General features: G+C 65.9%; 21 protein-coding genes. 8 read left to right on the top strand and 13 right to left on the bottom strand.

All coding sequences use genetic code 11. From position 1 onward, the window contains the following. Positions 1-20 precede the first annotated feature (20 nt). Positions 21-608: a hypothetical protein gene (locus ACHMXA_RS08255; protein ID WP_395319994.1), complete on the top strand. Its 588-nt coding sequence runs from the start codon at positions 21-23 to the stop codon at positions 606-608. A 243-nt stretch (positions 609-851) separates the two neighbouring features. Beyond that, positions 852-1,355, top strand: coding sequence for a hypothetical protein (locus tag ACHMXA_RS08250; RefSeq protein WP_395319992.1), 504 nt, complete (start codon positions 852-854; stop codon positions 1,353-1,355). Positions 1,356-1,623: 268 nt separating this feature from the next. Here ACHMXA_RS08250 and tnpC read toward each other — a convergent pair whose 3' ends face one another. From tnpC to ACHMXA_RS08230, 4 genes are read right to left on the bottom strand one after another with little or no spacing between them, the layout of a single operon-like run. Beyond that, positions 1,624-3,183 carry an IS66 family transposase gene (gene tnpC, locus ACHMXA_RS08245; protein WP_395316603.1) on the bottom strand — a complete coding sequence of 520 codons (1,560 nt, stop codon included), beginning with the start codon at positions 3,181-3,183 and terminating at the stop codon, positions 1,624-1,626. Between the two features lie 35 nt (positions 3,184-3,218). Beyond that, a complete protein-coding gene (tnpB, locus tag ACHMXA_RS08240; protein ID WP_395316602.1) occupies positions 3,219-3,569 on the bottom strand; it encodes an IS66 family insertion sequence element accessory protein TnpB in 351 nt (116 codons plus the stop codon). Beyond that, on the bottom strand, positions 3,545-4,060 hold the full coding sequence (locus ACHMXA_RS08235) for a transposase (protein WP_395316601.1): 516 nt from the start codon (positions 4,058-4,060) through the stop codon (positions 3,545-3,547). The genes tnpB and ACHMXA_RS08235 overlap by 25 nt, the downstream gene beginning before the upstream one ends. Before the next feature lie 45 nt (positions 4,061-4,105). Next, entirely contained in the window at positions 4,106-4,237 is a 132-nt protein-coding gene (locus ACHMXA_RS08230) for a hypothetical protein (protein ID WP_395319990.1), read from the bottom strand. A 406-nt stretch (positions 4,238-4,643) separates the two neighbouring features. On the opposite strand from ACHMXA_RS08230, the gene ACHMXA_RS08225 reads away from it, so the two are divergent. Further along, entirely contained in the window at positions 4,644-5,846 is a 1,203-nt protein-coding gene (locus tag ACHMXA_RS08225; protein WP_395319988.1) for an MFS transporter, read from the top strand. Between the two features lie 59 nt (positions 5,847-5,905). Next, positions 5,906-6,718 (top strand): 2,5-didehydrogluconate reductase DkgB, encoded by an 813-nt coding sequence (gene dkgB, locus ACHMXA_RS08220; RefSeq protein ID WP_395319986.1) that lies wholly within the window; start codon positions 5,906-5,908, stop codon positions 6,716-6,718. A gap of 22 nt (positions 6,719-6,740) precedes the next feature. Here dkgB and ACHMXA_RS08215 read toward each other — a convergent pair whose 3' ends face one another. From ACHMXA_RS08215 to ACHMXA_RS08205, 3 genes are all read right to left on the bottom strand, one after another. Beyond that, positions 6,741-7,286, bottom strand: coding sequence for a hypothetical protein (locus tag ACHMXA_RS08215; RefSeq protein ID WP_395319984.1), 546 nt, complete (start codon positions 7,284-7,286; stop codon positions 6,741-6,743). 38 nt (positions 7,287-7,324) lie between these two features. Continuing rightward, positions 7,325-8,344: a patatin-like phospholipase family protein gene (locus ACHMXA_RS08210; protein ID WP_395319982.1), complete on the bottom strand. Its 1,020-nt coding sequence runs from the start codon at positions 8,342-8,344 to the stop codon at positions 7,325-7,327. Between the two features lie 189 nt (positions 8,345-8,533). Beyond that, on the bottom strand, positions 8,534-8,794 hold the full coding sequence (locus ACHMXA_RS08205; RefSeq protein ID WP_395319980.1) for a hypothetical protein: 261 nt from the start codon (positions 8,792-8,794) through the stop codon (positions 8,534-8,536). 207 nt (positions 8,795-9,001) lie between these two features. On the opposite strand from ACHMXA_RS08205, the gene ACHMXA_RS08200 reads away from it, so the two are divergent. After that, positions 9,002-10,354, top strand: coding sequence for a serine hydrolase domain-containing protein (locus tag ACHMXA_RS08200; protein WP_395319978.1), 1,353 nt, complete (start codon positions 9,002-9,004; stop codon positions 10,352-10,354). A gap of 21 nt (positions 10,355-10,375) precedes the next feature. On the opposite strand, the gene ACHMXA_RS08195 is transcribed toward ACHMXA_RS08200, so the two are convergent. Genes ACHMXA_RS08195 through ACHMXA_RS08175 form a run of 5 tightly spaced genes read right to left on the bottom strand, consistent with a single transcriptional unit; the run spans position 10,376 to position 15,100 of the window. Next, positions 10,376-10,870, bottom strand: coding sequence for a nucleoside deaminase (locus ACHMXA_RS08195; protein WP_395319976.1), 495 nt, complete (start codon positions 10,868-10,870; stop codon positions 10,376-10,378). Positions 10,871-10,875: 5 nt separating this feature from the next. Next, positions 10,876-12,177: a cyanate transporter gene (locus tag ACHMXA_RS08190; protein ID WP_395319974.1), complete on the bottom strand. Its 1,302-nt coding sequence runs from the start codon at positions 12,175-12,177 to the stop codon at positions 10,876-10,878. After that, the gene (locus tag ACHMXA_RS08185; RefSeq protein WP_395319972.1) at positions 12,174-13,376 is read right to left on the bottom strand and encodes an amidohydrolase family protein; all 1,203 of its coding nucleotides are present in this window, start codon (positions 13,374-13,376) and stop codon (positions 12,174-12,176) included. The genes ACHMXA_RS08190 and ACHMXA_RS08185 overlap by 4 nt, the downstream gene beginning before the upstream one ends. Before the next feature lie 39 nt (positions 13,377-13,415). Continuing rightward, positions 13,416-14,891 (bottom strand): sodium:solute symporter, encoded by a 1,476-nt coding sequence (locus ACHMXA_RS08180; RefSeq protein WP_395319970.1) that lies wholly within the window; start codon positions 14,889-14,891, stop codon positions 13,416-13,418. Then, on the bottom strand, positions 14,888-15,100 hold the full coding sequence (locus ACHMXA_RS08175) for a DUF3311 domain-containing protein (protein WP_019658356.1): 213 nt from the start codon (positions 15,098-15,100) through the stop codon (positions 14,888-14,890). Before ACHMXA_RS08175 ends, ACHMXA_RS08180 begins: the two co-directional genes overlap by 4 nt. Before the next feature lie 166 nt (positions 15,101-15,266). Between ACHMXA_RS08175 and ACHMXA_RS08170 the strand changes: the two genes are divergently transcribed. Beyond that, on the top strand, positions 15,267-16,040 hold the full coding sequence (locus ACHMXA_RS08170) for a GntR family transcriptional regulator (protein WP_395319968.1): 774 nt from the start codon (positions 15,267-15,269) through the stop codon (positions 16,038-16,040). Between the two features lie 140 nt (positions 16,041-16,180). Continuing rightward, positions 16,181-17,011: a TorF family putative porin gene (locus ACHMXA_RS08165; protein ID WP_395319966.1), complete on the top strand. Its 831-nt coding sequence runs from the start codon at positions 16,181-16,183 to the stop codon at positions 17,009-17,011. Positions 17,012-17,109: 98 nt separating this feature from the next. On the opposite strand, the gene ACHMXA_RS08160 is transcribed toward ACHMXA_RS08165, so the two are convergent. Beyond that, entirely contained in the window at positions 17,110-18,120 is a 1,011-nt protein-coding gene (locus ACHMXA_RS08160; protein ID WP_395319964.1) for a Bug family tripartite tricarboxylate transporter substrate binding protein, read from the bottom strand. Between the two features lie 138 nt (positions 18,121-18,258). Here ACHMXA_RS08160 and ACHMXA_RS08155 point away from each other — a divergent pair, with 138 nt between their 5' ends. After that, positions 18,259-19,926, top strand: coding sequence for an MBL fold metallo-hydrolase (locus ACHMXA_RS08155; RefSeq protein WP_395319962.1), 1,668 nt, complete (start codon positions 18,259-18,261; stop codon positions 19,924-19,926). Position 19,927 lies beyond the last annotated feature (1 nt).

Genomic DNA, 19,927 nt, shown 5'->3' with positions numbered 1-19,927 from the left:
CGGCATTTCGCAAAGGCCCCATGACCCCGAAGATTCGAGAAACCCGGCGCGCCAGCCGGCTCGCGTTTCCACAAGCACTGGCGGTTGCCTCCGCGCTCTCATTGGCCCTGCTGTGTTCGGCCGCCACCGCTGCCGCGCCCAAGGCCCCGCCGAAGTTCACCGACTACCCGATCACCGCGCGCGACCAGCCCCGTGCAGGCCCGCACCCACCGCTGCAGCTGACGACCCGAACGGCCCGGCGCTACACCACCGTGATCCACAACGCCTACAAAGAGCCGCCCAACTTCGCCGGCCATCTGCGGGTGGCGAGCTGGGGATGCGGCACCGATTGCCGCAACTTCGCGGTGCTCGACCAGAAAACGGGCCAGGCCTACACCCTTCCCGGCGTCGATGCGATCGTGGGCGCCATGGGCAACGACGACGAGCGAGTGGATTTCCGGCTCGACAGCCGGCTGCTGATCATCTCCGGCAGCTTCAACGAGAAGCCTCCGGAGGGCAAGTTCTACTACCTGTGGACGGGCCAGCGCCTCAAGCGGATCTTCACCGGGCCATTGCCCGTGGAGACGATCGACACGTCTCCGGTGGAAACCCAGGCACCTGCGCGCTGAGACGGGGTCGGGCTCGCCCGCAGCGCATGCGGCGTCTCTTCAAAAAATCGAAAACTCCAACCAGCGTGAAGAATTTGTAGCCGTTTGACATTGGTCCACAGTGTCAACACGCGCATCCTCCTACAACTCCCCGACTCAACAAGGGAGGTTTCAGGATGATGCGCAAAGTTGTCTTGGTCGGTGTCCACACGAATGCCCATGCCAAAAAGGTGACCCTCTCTACAAACCGCCGGCCCTGCAAAGATGAAAGAGAAATTCAAATCCACGCTGCCTCGCGGAAGATGGTTGTGTGCGAGTGTCGCCCTCATTTGCACTATCGCCTTCAAAGGGGCCATCGCATGTTCTTTTGGTGGGCTCGAACGCGAAGTGCAGTTCCCGCCAAGCAGCACGCGCCTCGGGTCTGAACAGGTCATCTCTCTGACAAACTGGTTCATCGAGCAGAAGGACACACGCAGAGCCACACACGGCATATACCGTGCCTACATCCTTGCGTTCGCGATCAAGGGCGATGCCGATTCGTCGAGAAAGGCACATCTCCGCCTTGCCGAAATCGCCGGCCTTCTGAAGACGCTCAGCGACGGGACTTCTTTCGAAGTGGAAACCCATGTCGATGAACTCGAAAACCCGCCGACAAGACGCCTGGAGCGCCTGGACAGGCTGCAAGCCACGGTTCAACCAGCTTGCGCCAAGACACGCTCATGCTGCAAGTGGATTGAAGGCCCCGCAGCATCGCCCCAGCAGCAGTGAGCGTTGCGCATTTGAAGCAGCCTAGGCTGCGCGCTCTCGATCTCAACGCCTCCGCATCAAGCTCCGAGCCGGGAAACACCAGTGCCGGAGCATTTCTTCAAGGCTTGCGCCCTTGCAGCGCTTCGCGCACCGCACCGGCCGCGAGGTTGATCGCGTCGATGCGCGCTGTCAACGCGTCGTTGAGCACACCGAGCAAGGCGCTCAGTTGTAAGCCGTCAATAAACCACGCCCTTGCGCGCGGTGTCGGAATCGACGTGCACGGGGTGGTCTACGGCGAGCCGAGCTCGATGTTCCAGGGCAACAGCGCCTCGTAGTCGTCGACGGTCTGTGCCAGCGGCAGCTTCTTGAACAGCGCGACGAGGTAGCGGTAGGGCTCGACGTTGTTGGCCTTGGCCGTCTCGATCAGCGAGTACAGGTTGGCACTGGCGTTCGCGCCGCCCACGGTGTCGGCGAACAACCAGCTTCGTCTTCCAACGACGAAGGGCCGGATCGCGTTCTCCACCGGGTTGGAGTCCAGCGGCCAGGTTCCGTTGTCCAGGAACCGCACGAGCTTGGGCCACTGCCCATGCAGGTAGTGCAGTGCTTCGCCCAGCAGGCTCGACGGCGCAACGCTGTGCAGGTGCGTGAGCAGCAACCGCTCGATGTTGCGCACAACGGCGGCGCTGTAGCGCGAACGCAGCCGCAGCCGACGCGCGGGCGTCCAGTCCTTGGCCAGTGCCTCCGCGCGGTACAGCTTGCCAATGAGCCGCACGAACCGGGTCGCGAGCTGGTCGAGCGAACGAGCTGCCTTCGGGATGGCCTCCTCGGCCTTGATCAGCGGTCGGCGCGCGTGAACCCAGCATCCAAGATGCGTGAGGCCACCGGCCTTCGCGATGCCGTTGTAGACCTCGTAGCCGTCGGTGATGAGCGTGGTGCCGGGGCGGATGCCGGCATACAGTTTCTCGGCGTGCACGGCGCCGCGCCCCGGCGCATAGGCGAACAGCCGTACCGGTGGACCCGTGCCATTCATCTGCGCCCACATGTAGCTCTTCGTCTGGGCTTTCCTTCCGGGCTCCTTGAGCACCTGGACCGTGGTCTCGTCACCGTAGATCAGGTCCGAGTCGAGCAGGTGATCGCGCAGCAGGTTGATGACGGGCTGCACAGCCCGGCCGATGCGCACGACGCCAGAGGCCAGGGTGTTGCTCACGATGTCGCCACCGAAGCGGCGCAGCAGCGCGGCCGTGCGGTACAGCGGCATGCCGAACTGATACTTGCCGGTGATGACCCAGGCTTGGGCCTGCTCGGTGAGCAGCCCGCGAGGGATGATGCGCGCCGGCGCCGGTGCGACCTTCAGGCTCTGATCGCAGCAGGGACATGCGTACTTGATGCGGTGGTGCTGCAGCACGCGCACCTGTTCGGGAATGACATCCATCTGCTCGCTGATCTCGGAGCCGATCTCCACCAGCGCGTGTCCGTCGTGTGCGCACACGCGCTGGGCCTCGGGCAGCTCGTGGCGCACGATCTCGCGCGGCAGCGCGGGGTCCAGCGGCTTGCGTCCGCGCTTTTTGCGCTGATGCCCGGCGACCGGTGTCGATTCCTCTTCGTCAGTCTCGGCCTGCGGTGCCTGATCAGTGGGCGCGAGTGCTTCGGCCTCGTTGAGGAACAGATCCTTCTGCTCGGTGCCGCGCGCTTCGCTCTTGGCGGCGAACAGCTGGCGCTGCAGCGACCTCAACCGTTCGAGCGCCAAGTCCCGTTCGGTGGTCGCAATACGAAGCGCGCCGGCCAGCGCATCGCGCTCGGCGATGAGGCCAGCGAGTTCTTCAGCGGTGATGGTGGCAGGCGTGGACACGCCAGCTTGGATCGGCGTGCCCCAGCATTGTTCCGTCAGGCCACGCTGCAATAGCGCAGATGGGGGTGGCGTTGCACCACCGCGATGTCGATGCCTTCCAGCAACCAGTGCAGTTGCTCGGCCGTCAGCGCCGGAACCGCCTCGGCCGAGGGCCAGATGAACCTGTCCTTCTCCAGCCGCTTGAGCAACAGCCAGAAGCCGTTGCGCTCCCAACCCAGGATCTTCACCCGGTCGCGCCTGCGGTTGCTGAACACGTAGGCGCACGATGCGAACGGATCCAGGCCCAGCGCCTGCTCCACCAGCACCGCCAGGCCGTTGATGCTCAGCCGGAAGTCCACCGGCTCGCGATGCAGGTAGACCTTCAGCCCTTCGTCGAAGCGGAACATGGCAATCGGCTCAACATCTGCACCAGCGTCGGCAATTCCTGCAAGCTCGTCTCGCCGAGATCGAGCTGCACACCGTTGGGCAGCCGCACCTGCAAACCGACCATCGGAGTCGGTGTCGCCAAGGGGCTCTCATCCGGGATCACCGCCACGGCCGTGGCAGGTGTGTGGGCTACCGCGGGCACAGCCACCGCACGCTCGCGCTGCGGCGGATCCTGTTCGCCCTCCACGTGTACGGCAACGAATGCCGCATCTTGCGTTCGCGCGATGTCGCCCGCCGACACTTGGGCGCTTCGCCTCTGGTAAGCCGCGATCCAGGTCCTCAGCAGGTTCGTGTTGACACCGTGCTCCATCGCCATGCGTGCCACCGACACTCCCTGCTTGAGACAGGCAACGATCAACTCCCTCTTGGCGGATTCGTCGTAGACGCCGCGACCGTCACTCTTGCGCCCCACAACCAACCGGCCTCTCAACTCTGCGTACTGCTCTGTCATGTCTACGTGTCCATGTTGCTATACATGGGCACGTAGCCTCACAGCTCATTGCTCCCTGAACAAGGGCGTGGTTAATTGACGGCTTACGCTCAGTTCGGTGCGGCTGGGGGTGAGCTCCTCGCTGTCGTTCGGGGCGCTGGTGTCGACGAGCTTCCTGAGTGCGGCGTAGGCGCGCATCACGTCGTTGAGGTTTGCATGCACCGAATCGAGACCCCATCGTCCAAGCACGTGCCCAAGCGAGTTGGCTAAAGCAACTGTTGAGAGAAAGCACGGGTCGCAATTTCGAGGCTCGCCCCGTGATTGTCTTTCCTGGCTGGTTCGTTGCGAACTCTGGTGGTTTTCGTGATCTATGGGTGCTGGAGCCCAAGGCGCTCCTCTCTTTCTTGCAGCACGAGCCGGTTCGCCTCTCCGCAGAAGATGTGAAGCTCGCTAGCTTCCACCTCTCTAGACTCATTCGCTCTACGGAGCGAGAGCGAGATTTGCACTAATCATTGATTTCATAGCAACAATCTTCTGCCGCGATCCCCATTTATCCGCAAAGGTAACCGCAAGACACTCCTCCCCATCCCAGAAGGAGTGCCTCATGCCCATCGCCCTACTGGCGCTAACCCTCAGCGCCTTCGCCATCGGAACGACAGAGTTCGTCATCGTTGGCCTCATCCCCACAGTCGCTGCCGACCTCCACATCGGCCTCCCCTCCGCCGGCCTGCTGGTCAGCCTCTATGCACTGGGCGTCGCCATCGGCGCGCCGGTGCTCACCGCGCTCACGGGCAAGCTGCCGCGCAAGGCGCTGCTGCTCGGGCTGATGGCGCTGTTCACGCTCGGCAATCTGCTGGCGTGGAAGGCGCCGAGTTATGAATCGCTGATTGCGGCCCGGGTGCTCACTGGGCTGGCACACGGGGTGTTCTTCTCCATCGGCTCGACGATCGCCACCGGCCTGGTGCCGAAGGAAAAGGCGGCGAGCGCCATCGCGATCATGTTCACGGGCCTCACGGTGGCGCTGGTCACGGGCGTGCCGCTGGGCACGTTCATCGGGCAGCACTTCGGCTGGCGCGAGACTTTCCTGGCCGTGTCTGCCCTGGGCGTGGTCGCGTTCATCGGCAGCTGGGTCTTCGTGCCCGGCAACATCCGCCACACGCCGCCGGCTTCGCTGGCGCAGCAGGCCAAGGTGCTGGCCGAGCCGCGCCTGCTGCTGGTGTATGCGAAGACGGCCATCGGCTATGGCGGCTCGTTCATTCCGTTCACGTTCCTCGCGCCGATCCTCACGGAGGTGTCGGGCTTCAGCGCCGGTGCCGTGGGCTGGGTGATGCTGGTTTACGGAGTGTCTGTGGCGGTGGGCAACATCTGGGGCGGCAAGCTGGCCGACCGCAAGGGCCCGATTCCGGCGCTGAAGATCATCTTCGCTCTGCTGGCCGCGGTGCTGCTGCTCTTCAACTTCGCGGCGCCGCACAAGTGGCTGGCGCTGCTGGCGGTGCTGATGTGGGGCGCGGTGGCTTTCGGCAACGTGCCGGGGCTGCAGGTGTACGTGGTGAAGCAGGCCGAGCGCTTCACGCCGCAGGCGGTGGACGTGGCCTCGGGCCTGAACATCGCGGCCTTCAACCTGGGCATTGCCGGCGCGGCCTGGGCCGGCGGTCTGATCGTGACGCACCTGGGGCTGATGCACACGCCGTGGATCGGTGCGCTGGTGGTGCTGGTGTCGCTGGCCCTCACGCAATGGAGCGGAACGCTCGACCGCCGTGCGGGCATTCCGGTTCGCGCCTCGGGGCCGGTGCCGGCCGGGCACTGAGCGCCGCCTTTCCTTCTTTCTTCTTTCTTCTTCGCTTTTCAATGCACAAGGACAACACCATGAACAAGAACCCCATTCCCGCCTTCGGCCTAGGCACCTTCCGCCTGAAGGGCCAGGTGGTCATCGACTCGGTGAAGAACGGCCTCGACGTGGGCTACCGCGCCATCGACACGGCGCAGATCTACGGCAACGAGGCCGAGGTGGGCCAGGCGATTGCCGAAAGCGGCATCGCCCGCGAGAGCCTCTTCATCACCACCAAGATCTGGACCGACAACTACGCCAAAGACAAGCTGGTGCCCAGCCTGAAGGAAAGCCTCGCGAAGCTGCGCACGGACCATGTCGACCTGACGCTGATCCACTGGCCCTCGCCCGGCAACGCGGTGCCGGTGGCCGAGTTCATGGGCGCGCTGGCCGAGGCCAGGGCGCAGGGGCTGACGAAGCACATCGGCGTGTCGAACTTCAACATCGCACTGATGAAGGAAGCCATCGCGGCCGTGGGCGCACAGAACATCGCCACCAACCAGATCGAGCTGCACCCCTACCTGCAGAACCGCAAGGTGGCGGAGTTCGCGAAGAGCGCGGGCATCCACATCACGTCTTACATGACGCTGGCCTACGGCAAGGTGCTGAACGACCCGGTCGTCGAAGCGATTGCCAAGGCGCACGGCGCGACCACCGCGCAGGTGGTGCTGGCCTGGGCGATGCAGCTGGGCTATGCGGTGATTCCGTCGTCCACCAAGCGCGCGAACCTCAAAGGAAACCTGAAGGCGCTGCAGCTGACGCTGACGGACGCGGAGATGACGCAGATTGCGGCGCTCGACCGCAATGAGCGGCTGACGGACCCGGCCGGTCTGTCGCCGGCCTGGGACTGACTACCGCTACGCCACCACACCACTACGCCGGTGCAAACCCCCAGGCCTGGGTTTCAAACCCGGTGAAGCTGATGGCGCCAAGCACCGCACGCGCAGCGGACTTGTCGCCATCGAGCGTAAGAACCATCGGCGTCTTCGAGTTGCTCGCACCGCTCTTGTTCTGGATGTACCAGTAGCCGAGCTTCTCGGTGGGCAGCAGGCACCAGAGCTGCAGGCTGCTGTCGGCAACTGCCCCCTTCCTCATCATCACGATGGGCGTGGGTGGAGGCACCGGGACCACGAGCTTGGGCAGCACGGTCATCACGAGGCCCGTGCCCATGTTGGTCTGCAGATACCACCAGCCCGGGGCGTTCACTCCGGCGGGAACGAACATCCATTGCTGGTTGGTGTTGCCCTTGTCCGGCTTGCGGGTCCATCCGATGACCGCGGTGCCTTCCTTGGTGCTGCCGCCGTCCACGTCGAGCACGTAGCGGGTGGGCAGCAGTTGCTGGATGACGTGCGGGCCGAGGTCCTGCGAGTCCAGGACGCCGGCGGCTGCGTCGGCAATGTTCTCTTCAGTGATCGACATCGTTCCTCCTGTGTCAGGAATGCGTTCAGGGGTGCCGCTCACGCGCGATTGGCGGAGGCGGTCTTCGGGGGCGCAACGGGGCCGAGCGAGTGGTTCACCCAGTAGGCCTGCAGCAGCGCTTCGGCCTTTGCGGTGTCGGCCGACTTGCCCTTGGCCTGCAGCAGGTCGATGGCCTGCGGGTAGGTGGTGTTCTCCGGAATGAAGAACGGCAGCGTCGGGTTGACGTTCGCGTAGCGGTCGCCCAGCAGGAACCCGGCGAGCATGGGCATGATCTGGGCCGACGTGCCGCTGAGGCTCGCGTCGAGCACCGGCCCGGGCGTGGACTGGTTCATGAGAAAGGGCGGCGTGACGTTGAACGGATTGGCCGTACCGGTCATCCACTGGTTGGCGCCCCAGTTGTGGGTATCGCTCGCGATCCAGTCGTACATGAGGCCGGTGCCGATGGTGATGGCCGTGATGTCCTCCAGCTTGTAGCCCGCCTTCACAGCCAGCGCGATGGCGGCCACCGTCGGGTCGTGGTTGAAGAAGGCCCCGTCTATGTTGCCTTCGTACGAGCCCAGTTGCCCGGGCATCGCGCCGCTGGAGGTGGCCGCCTTCGCGACCAGCACGTCGCCGTGGTCCGCGATCATGTTGGTGTACATGACCGGCTCCCATGGCGTCGGCGTTTTCACGCCGTCCTTCAGCGCGGCACCGCCGACGTTGAACGACACGAACAGCGCACAGCGCCCGAGGTCGGACACCTTCGCCGTGGGGTGCAACTTGAGCTGCGAGGCGAAGACCTCGTCGATCGAGTACGCGGGCACGTTCGGGTCTGAGTTCATCTTGTTGTAGAAGTCGATCTCCTTCGTGGTGAAGAAGGTGATGAGGTCCTGCGGCTTCGTTCCCGCGAGCAGCTCGCTGGTGATGATCGAGCCCGTCGAGCATCCGGCGATGAGGTCGGTGTTGTCGATGATCTGCGGGAACTTCGCGTACAGCTTGTTCAGGATGGTGACCGACATCAGGCCTCGTATGCCACCGCCTACGAACGACAGGATGGTGAATTTCTGCGTTTCCGCCATAGCCAACTCCTTTCAAGAGAAATGACTTCCATGAAATGACTTCCCGGCCGGGGAAGCGGAGTCTGGGCGTTCGCGATGTTTGCCGCTACGAGTGGAATCCCGTTCAATCCAACTCTGTAATTCCGCAAGCCGCGCAAGCTTTCGGAATGAAACCTGGAGCGGCGGAAATTGCCGCGAAGGTTCTCTTCTTCATGCGGCGCTCGCGCAAGAAGCATCGAGCGCGTACCTAAGTTCGCGCTCTTCGTTCGCGGTCATTGCGAGCACGAGGGTGCGGAATTCGGCCTTGTAGCAAGGCAGCATCAGCGCTGCGGTGAGTGCGTGAGTGGTTTCGCTGCCGCGCGCGATGTGCGCGTTGCACGCCATCACGCTTCGATGGATTTCGAGCGCACGCGCGACGCGGGTGGAAGGCGGCTTCGTCGTATTGCTGCCGCTGCTTCTGGTGATGAACATTGCCAGCTCCTCTTGGCGCGCTTCGAATGGCGCCGTGAGGTCACTCTATTCAGAGGCTGGCGGAGTGGTGAGTAACAACATCGTCGTGAATTCCGACGACAGGGTTGGTGCCGGAGCGCATGAATGCGATCATTCGCGGCGGCAGGGTGCAATGCCCTGCCCGTGGCGCGCAGGTGCCATCGCCAACAAACAGACGAGGAGATTCGCGTGGATCAAGGTGTCCGGAGGGTGTTCGTCGTATTTGCGCGTCCGTTGCGCGCCGCGTTGCCGGTTTCCCTGCTTACGGCTGCATTGCTGCTCTCGGCCTGCGGTGGTGGTGGCGGAGGTGGCGGTGGTGGAGGCGGAGCCGTCCTCCCCATCGTGGTGGCGCCGCCCGCCAGCGGCGGAGGCGGCGGTGGCGACCCGGGTGCAGGCAGCGGCTATCCGCATGCGTCGGAGCCCATCGGCACGGTGCGCCAGATCTACGACGGCGCCCTGTCTCCAGACCTGGCCGTCAACACGTACCGCAACATCGACCGGCTCTTTCCCACACGCACCATCGAGCCCGGCGGCACGCCGTATGCGCTGCCGATGGCCGCCACGCAGCTGACGCAGCTCAACTTCATGGTCGGCACGACGGCGTACAAGCTCGCTGATTTCATGTCGACCAATCGCGTGGCCGGCCTGCTGGTGCTGAAGGACGGCAAGATCGTCAACGAGACCTACCAGTACGGCAACACGCAGAAGACGCGCTGGATGTCGATGTCGGTGGCCAAGTCGATCACGTCAACGCTGATCGGCGCGGCAGTGAAGGACGGCTACATCGCCAGCATCGACGACCCGGTCGTCAAGTACGTTCCGCGACTGGCCGGCAGCGCCTACGACGGCGCAACGGTGCGCCACGTGATGATGATGGCCTCGGGCGCCAAGTGGAACGAAACGTACACCGATCCAAGCTCCGATCGTCGCCAGTTGCTCGAAGCGCAGATCAGCCAGAAGCCGGGCTCGGCCATGGACCTGATGAGCAAGCTGCCCCGCGCGGCCACACCGGGCTCCGTCTACAACTACAGCACCGGCGAGACACAGGTGGCCGGGGAAATCGTCCGCAACGCAGTGAAGAAGCCGCTGGCGCAGTACCTGTCAGAAAAGATCTGGTCCAAGTTCGGCATGGAGGCGCAGGCCAACTGGTGGCTCGACTCGCCCGACGGCGTGGAGATCGGCGGCAGCGGCATCAGCGCGACGCTGCGCGACTATGGCCGCTTCGGCATGTTCATCATGAACGACGGCGTCGCGGCCGGGCAACCGGTGCTGCCCACAGGCTGGGTAACGGAAGCGGGCACGCCCAAGGTGCTGAGCACCGGTACGAAGATCAGCTATGGCTACCTCTGGTGGATACCGCCCAGTGGCCAATCGGCCACGGATGGAGCCTTCTACGCGACCGGCATCATGGGTCAGCAGATCTACATCAACCGCAAGGAAAAGGTTGTGATCGTGATCTGGGGCGCGCAGACGGACCCGCTGGGCGGCGGCGTGTTTCCAGTGCTGCCGTTCTTCGATGCGGTGGTGTCAGCGCTCAAGTAGCCGACGCGTGCGCGCAAGGGCTCAGGGAGCCTTGCGCGTCGCAGCCCACTCCGAAAGAACCTCCACCGCCTCCCGATCCATCTTCTGCATCGCAGGTAAGCTTCTCTGCGCCAGCGTCGCGCCCGCCTCGGCGCGCAACGCTTCCACATCGATAGGATGCCGCGCCGCCACCGTCACGCCCTCGAAGGCCTTGCCCGACTGCGCCAGCGAAGCCGCGTAGTAGAGCTTCGCGATCCCCGCGATGTGCATTGCCGCCACGCACATCGCACAGGGCTCGCACGAGGTATAGAGCTCGCAGCCCTGCAGGTCGACGGTGCCGAGCTTGCGGCACGCATCGCGGATCGCCTCCACCTCGCCGTGCGATGTCGGGTCATGGTGCGCGACTGAGTGGTTGAAGCCTTCGCCGACGATCACACCGTCTTTCACGACGACTGCGCCGAAGGGCTCGGTGCCGGGCTCGCTCAGCGCTTGTGCAGAAAGGGCGATCGCCCGCTGCATGAATTGTTCCTGGTACATGGTGTTCAGGCCTTTCTGGTGGCCGCGCCTTCGAGCGCGGCAAGAGATGGTGCACCGGCCTGCGCGCCGAGCGCATCGAAAAGACTCGCCGTGGCGTCGGCATAGCGGCGCGGATCGAATCGCAGCATGAGCGGCAGCAGCGCAACGACGACCGTCGCGAGGTAGGCCCACGCGAGCGTGAAGCCGCCGGTGTGCTCGCGCACCCAGCCGGTGACGAAGGGCGCGAGCGCGGCGATCATGAAGCCGACGCCCTGCATGAAGCCCGCGAGGGCGCCGGCCTGCGCGGGGTCGGGCAGGTGGTCTAGCGCGAGCACCATGCACAGCGAGAAGGCGCCACCAAGGCCGAAGCCCAGCACGATGGCGATGGCGACTGCCGGAACGGGCACATCGAAGGTCAGCGCACAGAAGCCTGCGAGCTGGGCGGCGAGCGTGAGCACCAGCCAGGGCCGCAGGTCGCGGCCGCGGCTGCGCGCGATGGCGGGCATGGCGAGTGCAGAGACCACCTGCGCGGCGGTCATCAGTGCGAGCACCGATCCGCCCTGCTGCGCGGTCCAGCCCTGCTGTGCATAGAAGTGCGGAAGCCAAGCGACGAGGCTGGTGTAGCCGCCGTTGATGAGGCCGAAGCATGCGGCCAGCAGCCATGCGCGGCGGCTCGTGAAGCAGCGCAGCCACGAAAGGCTGCGCAGGCCCGTCGCCTCGGCGGCGGATGTGAATTCGATGCGCCGCATGTTGAGCCAGTAAAGCAGCGCGAAGACGGCGAGCAGCGCCCAGATCGCGAGGCCCGCGTGCCAGTCGGGCTGCGCGCCGCCGAACGCATGCGCCACCCACGGGCTGGCCATGGCACCGAGGCCGCCGCCGCCCATGATGGCTGCGGAGTAGAGCCCCGTCATCACGCCGATGCGTGCCGGGTAGGCCTGCTTCACCACGCCGGGCATCAGCGCCTGCACCAGGCCCACGCCCGCGCCGGCAAGCGCGGCACTCCACAGCAGCGCCGCCGCGCCGCCGGCCACGTACCGACTGGCGCAGGCGGCGGCAATGGCCGCGAGCCCGAGCGCGACGCCGCCGCGCGGGCCGATGCGCTGGCCGACCGCCGCGCCGAAGAGCGAGGTGGCGCCCATTGCGAACATCGGCAGCACTGTCAGCAGTGCCACGGCATGGAAGCCGATGCCGGTCGCGGTGCGGATGGGCTCGAGCAGCGGGCTGCTCGACGTGAGAAAGGCGCGCAGGTTGAGCGCCACCAGCACGATGACGATCGCGAAGGCGATGCCTGCGTCGCGGCTGCTCCGGCCTGCTTGCGCCGCCTTCACAGGAAGGTCAGGTCGGCCCGCAGCACGCCGTTGCGCGCCACGATGCAGCCGCCCGCCACCACCAGCTTGCGCACGGGGCGCGAGACGACGGCGTGCGCGACGGTCTGCGCATCGACCAGCACGAGGTCGGCGCGGCAGCCTGCTTCGAGCCCGTAGGCCTCGAAGCCGCAGCCGCGTGCGCCGGAGTGCGTGACGGTGTCGAGCGCCACTTCGATCTCGTCGTCGCGGCGCAGGTTGTAGCGCAGGCCGATGATCATGGCGCGCTCGAGCATGTCGGGGTTGCCGTAGGGAGACCAGGTGTCGCGGATGCCGTCGTTGCCGCCGAGCACGGTCACGCCGGCCTGCCTGCAGGCCATGAGCGACGGCACGGTGCGCGAAGGCGGCGCGCTGGTGACGAGCACCACGCCCAGCTTCGCCATGCGCGCAAGCAGTGCCTCGCGCTCGCGTTCGGTCACGTCGCCCAGGCAGAAGCCGTGGCTGATGGCGACCTTGCCCTGCATGCCCAGCGCCTCGGTGCGCTGCAGGATCAGGTCGAGCGAGAAGGCGCCCATGGCGCCGGGCTCGTGCAGGTGGATGTCGACGGGGCGCTGGTGTCTGTGGGCGATGCCGAAGAGCACGTTGAGCGACTTCACCGGATCGCCGTCGATGGCGCAGGGGTCGAGGCCGCCGAGCACGTCGGCGCCCATGGCCAGCGACTGGTCGAGCAACTCGGCAGTGCCGGGCCGGCCCAGCAGGCCCGACTGCGGGAAGGCGACGATCTGTATTTGCTGCAGCTTGCGCAGCGCCTCGCGAGTGCGGATGCTGCCTTCGAGATGGCGCAGGCCGGCCTGGGTGTCGACGTCGACGTGCGTGCGCAGCCGCGTGGTGCCGAGCGCGAGAAAGGCCTTGGCCAGCACGAGCGACTGCGCGGCCGCGTCATGCCCGCTGGCGTGGCGGAAGGCGCGCTCGTTCTCGATCTTGTCGATGAGGTTGGTACCGACCTCGTTGCGGTACCAGTCCATGCCCCACATCGTCTTGTCGAGGTGGGTGTGGCCTTCGACGAGGCCGGGCAGCAGCAAGGCGCCGTGGCCTTCCTCGACGGCGCCGCCGGCGGGCGCTGCGAGCTCCGGGCCGATGGCGGCGATGCGGTCGTCCTGCACCAGCACGTCGACGGGGGAGGCACCCATGGGGCGCACGTTGCGGATCAGGAGCGATGGCATGTGGGGCGGTCCATTTCTTTCTCTATCTCTGTCCGGGCATCAGGCCGGTTGGGCTGCGATGGCGCGGCCCGTCGTGTTCGGGGTGAGCAGCGCCACGATCACGAACACCAGCGCGTTCGTCGCCAGCGCCACGAGCCCGGTGTTGAGCGACTTGAACATCACTGGCGCGGCCGGGAACAGCGTACCCAGGTTGGAGCCGGTGGTCATCATGAAGGCCAGCACCGCGCCGCCCGCCAGGATGCCCGCGAACGCGGCGTGCCTGTTGCCGAAGGGCTTCTTCATGAGGCTGAAGAGCAGCGAAGGCAGCAGCTGCGTGAGCAGGCTGGAGGCGAAGATCGCCACCGACACGATGGTGGTGCCGCCACGCAGCACGAAATACACCGCCACCAGCGCGAACACCGGCAGCACGCCGCGCGCCACACGCGAGACCTGCCTGTCGGTGGCGTTGGGCGCGAAGCCTTCCTTGTAGACGTTCTTGCCGATCACGGTGGAGGCCGTGAGCAGAATCATCGAGCCCGGCACCAGCGCGGTGAGCACGCCCGTGCCGCCGATCACGCCGACGAACCACGGGTCGAAGGTGTGCTTCACGAGGCCGAAGAGGGCCAGGTCGACGTCGGAGCCCTTGAGCCCCGGCACCTGCAGGATGGCCGCGAAGCCGACCAGGAACAGGAAGGCGATGACCACCTGGTACAGCGGCATCAGGATGGTGTTGCGCCGCACCGCGCTCGCGCTCTTGGCCGCGTACACCGAGGTGAGGTTGAACGGGTAGAGGTAGTAGCCCAGCGCCGTCAGCAGGATGGTCGAGTTGTACCAGGTGAGGTTCAGGCCCTCCTTCGGGAACTCGAAGAAGCCGGGGTTGGCCACATTGATGGCGCCGAACATGGGCGCGACGCCGCCGTAGTAGTGCCACGGCAGGTAGATGCCGAGGAACACGGCCAGCGCGAGGATGAGGATGTCCTTCACGATGGCGATGCTGGCCGAGCCGTGGATGCCCGAGAACAGGATGTAGCTGACCATGACCAGCGTGCCGATCCAGATCGACACCTGCGGTGCGATGGAGCCGTACGAGGCTTCCGACACGATGATGCCGAGCCCGCGCAGCTGGATGGTGAGCAGCGCGACCATGCCCATGAGCGCCACCACCGACACCAGCACGCCGAGTGCGCGGCTGTCGTACTTGTGCGCGAAGAAGTCCGAGAACGACACCAGCTTGTGCGCGGTGGCGTAGCGCCAGATGGCCGGCAGCATCCAGAAGGCCATGAGGTAGGCCAGGCCGCCGTAGGCCAGGATGTAGAAGGCCGGCGAGCCCTTGCTGTACGACCAGCCGCTCGCGCCCAGGAAGGTGAAGGTCGAGAACGACTCTCCCGCCATCAGCAGGAACACCATGATGGTTCCCAGCCCGCGCCCGCCGAGGGCCCACTGCTCCAGGCTCATGGTGCGGCCGCGCCGCGCGAGCACGGCCAGGCCCAGTGCGCCGACGACGAAGAGGGCAATGACTCCGAGCGCGGCGTTCATCGTGCGTCTCCGGTCGAGGAAGGCGCGTCGATGTCGCCCTCGGCGCGGTCGATGACCACCATGATGAGCGAGGTCAGCACCAGCCAGCTGACGTTCCACACCATCAGGAAAGGCATGCCGAGCACGAAGGTGGGCGCGACGGAGGACAGCCATCCCCCGCTGAAGAAGGCGGCGACCGGCAGTGCGGCAAGCCATTTGGCGGATTTCATCGGGGCCTCGATTCCTGTCTCTGGTTGGGATTCTCTGGGATTTTGGTTAACCATACAATTCAATTTGGTTAACCAAACGGAGGCGGATGGTACGGAGCACCGGGGGCCGAGTCAATCCGGGGGCTTTCCCTGAGGCCGCGGTGCGCAGGCAATAATCCGCCTGCCTATGCCCTCCGCCGCCCGCAAGACCCCAGCGACAACCCCCTCCCCCGAACCCGCGGAAGCCGACGACGCGAACGTGGACGAACGCGTCTACGCCGCCGTCTCCAAGGCCCTGCTCAGCGGCAAGCTGCGCCCCGGCACGCCGCTGCGCGAACGGGCGCTGGCCGAAGCGCTGGGCTGCACGCGCGGCGCGGTGCGCAAGGTGCTGGCGCGGCTGGGCATGGAAAAGCGGCTGGTGCTGGAGCACAACCGCGGCGCCTTCGTGCCCAACCCCTCCATCGAGGACATGCGCGGCATCTACCGCGCGCGCCGCATCGTGGAGGCCGGCCTGGTGACGACGCTTTTCGGCAACCTCTCGCGCGACCAGGTGGCCACGCTGCGCAAGCACGTGCAGGAGGAGCAGAAGGCCTTCAAGGAAGGCCGGCGCGAAGACGCGATCAAGCTGGCCGGCGACTTCCACCTGCTGCTGGCGCAGATGGCGAACAGCGAAGAGCTGCTGTCGTACATCAAGCGGCTGATATCGAACACCGAGCTCTACAAGGCGCTTTACGACTCCGCCGAGGCCGCAAGCTGCGCGCCGCGCGAGCATGAGCAGATCATCGAGGCGCTGGCCACGGGCAAGTCGCTCGACAAGGCATTGGAGGTGGCGCTGGAACACCTCGACGAACTGGAGCAGCGCGTGATCGCCGGCGCGGCGGCCGAGCAGGAGGTGGACCTGGCGACGCTGCTGAACGGCGGCGCCGGCGGCAAGAACAAGCCGCACGCGCACGATCACTGAGCCGGCCTGCGTGGTGACCGGCGTGGTCACGATGACGATGCCCGAGACGAAACTTTTGCGCCGCTGAGCGCAGTTTTTACGCGGCGTTTAGACGGCAACTCATACGCTGCCGGCTCCTCCATTCGTCAGCGATTTCTTCGATGAAAAACCTTCTGCGCATCGCACTGCCGATGCTCGTTCTTCCGGCCCTGGGCGCCCTGCCGATGCTCGCGAGCGCACAGCTCAGCGGCAATGTGTCGCTCACCACCAACTACAAATTCCGCGGGCAGGACCAGGACATGCTCGGCAAGAACGACTACGCCAAGACCAGCGCCTTCAAGCCCGCCATCCAGGGCGGCTTCGACTACGCCTTCGGCGACAGCGGCTTCTACCTGGGCAACTGGAATTCGAGCGTCAACTGGCTCAAGGGCAACAGCATCGAAAGCGACATCTACGGCGGCTACAAGTTCAAGGCCGGCCCCTTCGACATGGACGTGGGCGCGCTCACGTACATCTATCCGGGCAACTCTTCGGCCAACACCACCGAGCTCTACGGCAGCGCCGGCTACACCGACGAGACCATCGGCTCATTCACGCTGAAGTACTCGCACACCGTGTCGAAGGACTACTTCGGCTATGCGGGCAACAAGGCCGGCTCGGGCCTGAAGGGCACGAACACCGGCTACCTGAACCTGTCGTACAGCAAGGAGATCGTGCCCAAGCTCACGCTGAAGGCGGCCGTGGGCTACACGAACATGTCGAGCGACATCCGCAGCCTGAGCTACAAGAGGTATGTCGACTACAACATCGGCGCGAGCTACGACTTCGGCAACGGGCTCTCGCTGGCGGGCTCGGTGCAGGGGGCCAACAAGCAGAGCGCGTATCTGTCAGTGAGCAATCCGGGCATCGACCTGGGCTTCGGTCCGTTGGGCAGGCAGACGTACTCGCCGAACAAGGCGCGCTTCATTCTTACGTTGACCAAGACACTGTAGGCCACACCGTCGCCTTGGTTCGGGGCCGCGATCACGCCGACGGGGGACATTCGCAGAGGGGAGTACCCGGCGGCCTGTGGACGCGCCCCGAACAAAGTTCAATCGATACTGATGTTCGCCGCCTTCGCAACCTCGGCCCACTTCACGCGGTTCTCGTGCACGGTCTTCTTGAACTGCGCCGGCGACTCGATGCGCACGGTGTTGCCCTGGCTCTCGAAGCGCTCGCGGATCTCGGGCGTCTCGAGCACTGTTTTCACCGCGGCGTTGAGCTTGTCGACGATCTGCGGGTCGGTGCCCTTGGGCGCGAAGATGCCGAACCAGATCGAGCTGTCGAAGCCCTTGGTGCCGGGCAGGCCGCTCGCTGCGATGGTGGGCACCTCCTTCACCGCGGGCACGGCCGCCGCGGTGGTCACGCCCAGCAGGCGCACCTTGCCGGCCTTGTAGTGCGGCAGCACGGTCTGCACCTGGTTCATGATGCAGCAGGTCTCGCCGCGCACCACCGAGGTGATGGCCTCAGGGCCGCCCTTGTAGGGCACGTGCACCATGTTCAGGCCCAGGCGCGAATTGAACTCGGCAAAGGCCATGTGCGTGCCGGCGCCGTTGCCTGTAGACGCATAGTTGTACTTGCCGGGGTTGGCCTTGACCAGCTCGACGAATTCCTTCAAGGTCTTGACGTTGATCACGTCGGGATTGATGGTGAGCACGTTCGACACGTCGAGCACCGGCGCCACCGGCACGAAGTCGGCCTCCACGTCGAAGGGCAGCTTCTTGTAGAGCGCGGCATTGCTGCCGTGCGTGGCGGCGGTGCCGAAAGAGAGCGTGTAGCCGTCGGGCTTGGAGTGAGCCACGTAGTCGCTGGCGATGTTGCCCGCGGCGCCCGACTTGTAGTCGATGATGACCGGCTTGCCGAGCTGCTTGGAGAGCGGCTCCTGGATGGCGCGGGCCACCACGTCCACGCCCGAGCCGGCCGGGAATCCCATGATCAGCGTGACGGGTTGCTGCGGCCAGTCGTGCGCGGCATGCTGGGCGAAGGCAGCGGGCACGGCAAGCGATGTCGCGGCCAGCAGCAGCGAGCGGCGAACGATTCGAGTGAGGGGAGAATGAGCCATGGCAGTCTTTCGGTCGGTCAGTCTTTTGTTTTCAATGCAGACGGTGCAGCCGCGCATTGTGGCGCGCGGCTGATGCCCGATTCCATATGAGCTTATGCGCGACATGCAGGTATCGCGCCCGCTCCCGATAATCGCCCCATGGTCCGCTCCACCCAACAACTACACGCCCCACGCGAGCCCGCGCCCCTGCGCCCGGCCGCCACGGTGCTGCTGCTGCGCGACAGCGCCGCCGGCATCGAAGTGCTCATGACCCGCCGTTCCGCCACCGCCAGCTTCGCGCCCGGCGCGTACGTATTTCCCGGCGGCCACATCGACGAGGCCGACGAGGCGGCCAAGCGCATCGCCACCCGCCGCACCACGCAGAGCCGCATGCAGCGCACGCAGGCCATCGCAGCCGTCCGCGAGGCCTTCGAGGAACTGGGCATCCTGCTTGCGCACCATGCCGACGGCAGCCCCGTCACTGCCGAAGACATTGCCGCGATGGACCGTGGCAACACCGCCGGCACCGCCTTCGCCGACCAGTGCGCCGCGCGCGGCCTCGTGCTCGACACCAACCGCGTCTTCACCTTCGCGCACTGGATGACCGACCGCGACCTGCCCCGTCGCTTCGACGTGCCCTTCCTCGTCGCGCGCATGCCCGAGGGACAGGTGCCCACGGCCGACGAGAACGAGCAGTTCGAGCCCTGCTGGGTGCGCCCCGCCGACGCGCTCGCGCGCCACGAGGCCGGCAGCTTCTTCATGATCTTCCCGACCGTGCGCACGCTGCAGCGCATGGCCACCTACGCCACCGTCGACGCCCTGCTCGTGGCCTGCGCCAGCGAACTGCCGCTGTGGACCAGTTGCCCGCGCGCCGGCCTGCTCAAGGGCGAGGACGTGCGCTACATGGAGCACGAATCACCCTACGGCGAGCTCGCGCTGGTGTGCCCCGACGGCCAGGTGCTGCACGCGCTCGACTGGCAGAGCGAAGCCCCGGTGCCGCTGCTGAAGAACGTGATGCGCCTGACCGCGCCCAACGCCAGCATCATGACCGGCCCCGGCACCAACAGCTACATCGTGGGCGATGCGGCCACGGGCTACATCGTGATCGATCCGGGCCCGAACGACTTCGACCACATCGGCCGGCTGTGGCGCGCCACGCATGGCGACATCCGCATGATCGTCTGCACGCACTCGCATGCCGACCACTCGCCGGGCGCGGCGCCGCTGCAGGCGCTGTGCACGAAGGGCAGCAAGCCACCGATCCTCGGGCTGGCCTCGAAGCCGACGGCACGCTCCACCGCGCGCTTCACGCCTGAACGCGAACTGGAAGACGGCGAACGCCTGGTGCTCTCCGGCACCACCGAAGCCGGCGAGTCCATCACGCACACGCTGCGCGTGGTCCACACGCCCGGCCACGCGGCCAACCACCTGTGCCTGGTGCTGGAGGAAGACGGCCTGCTCTTCTCGGGCGACCACATCCTCAACGGCAGCACCACGGTGATCGACCCGCCCGACGGCGACATGAGCGCGTACCTCGATTCGCTGGACGCGCTCGATGCGGCCTGCGAGGCCGGCGGCATCGAGTTCATCCTGCCCGCGCACGGCTACGTGATCGGCTTCGCGCGCACCGCCATCGGCATGCTGAAGGCGCACCGCCTGAAGCGCGAGGCCAAGATCGCCGCCGCGATGCAGAAGCTGCCCGAAGGCACGCCCGAGCAATGGCTGCCGCTGGCCTACGACGACGTGCCCGAGCGCATGTGGCCGGTGGCCGCGCGCTCGCTGGCCGCGCACGTGGCGCGCATCCGGCAACTGGCGGAGCTCCATTGAA

Source organism: Variovorax sp. UC74_104 (genome assembly GCF_044055375.1).
Taxonomy (GTDB): Bacteria; Pseudomonadota; Gammaproteobacteria; order Burkholderiales; family Burkholderiaceae_C; genus Variovorax.
This window is presented reverse-complemented; position numbering and strand designations above follow the sequence as displayed.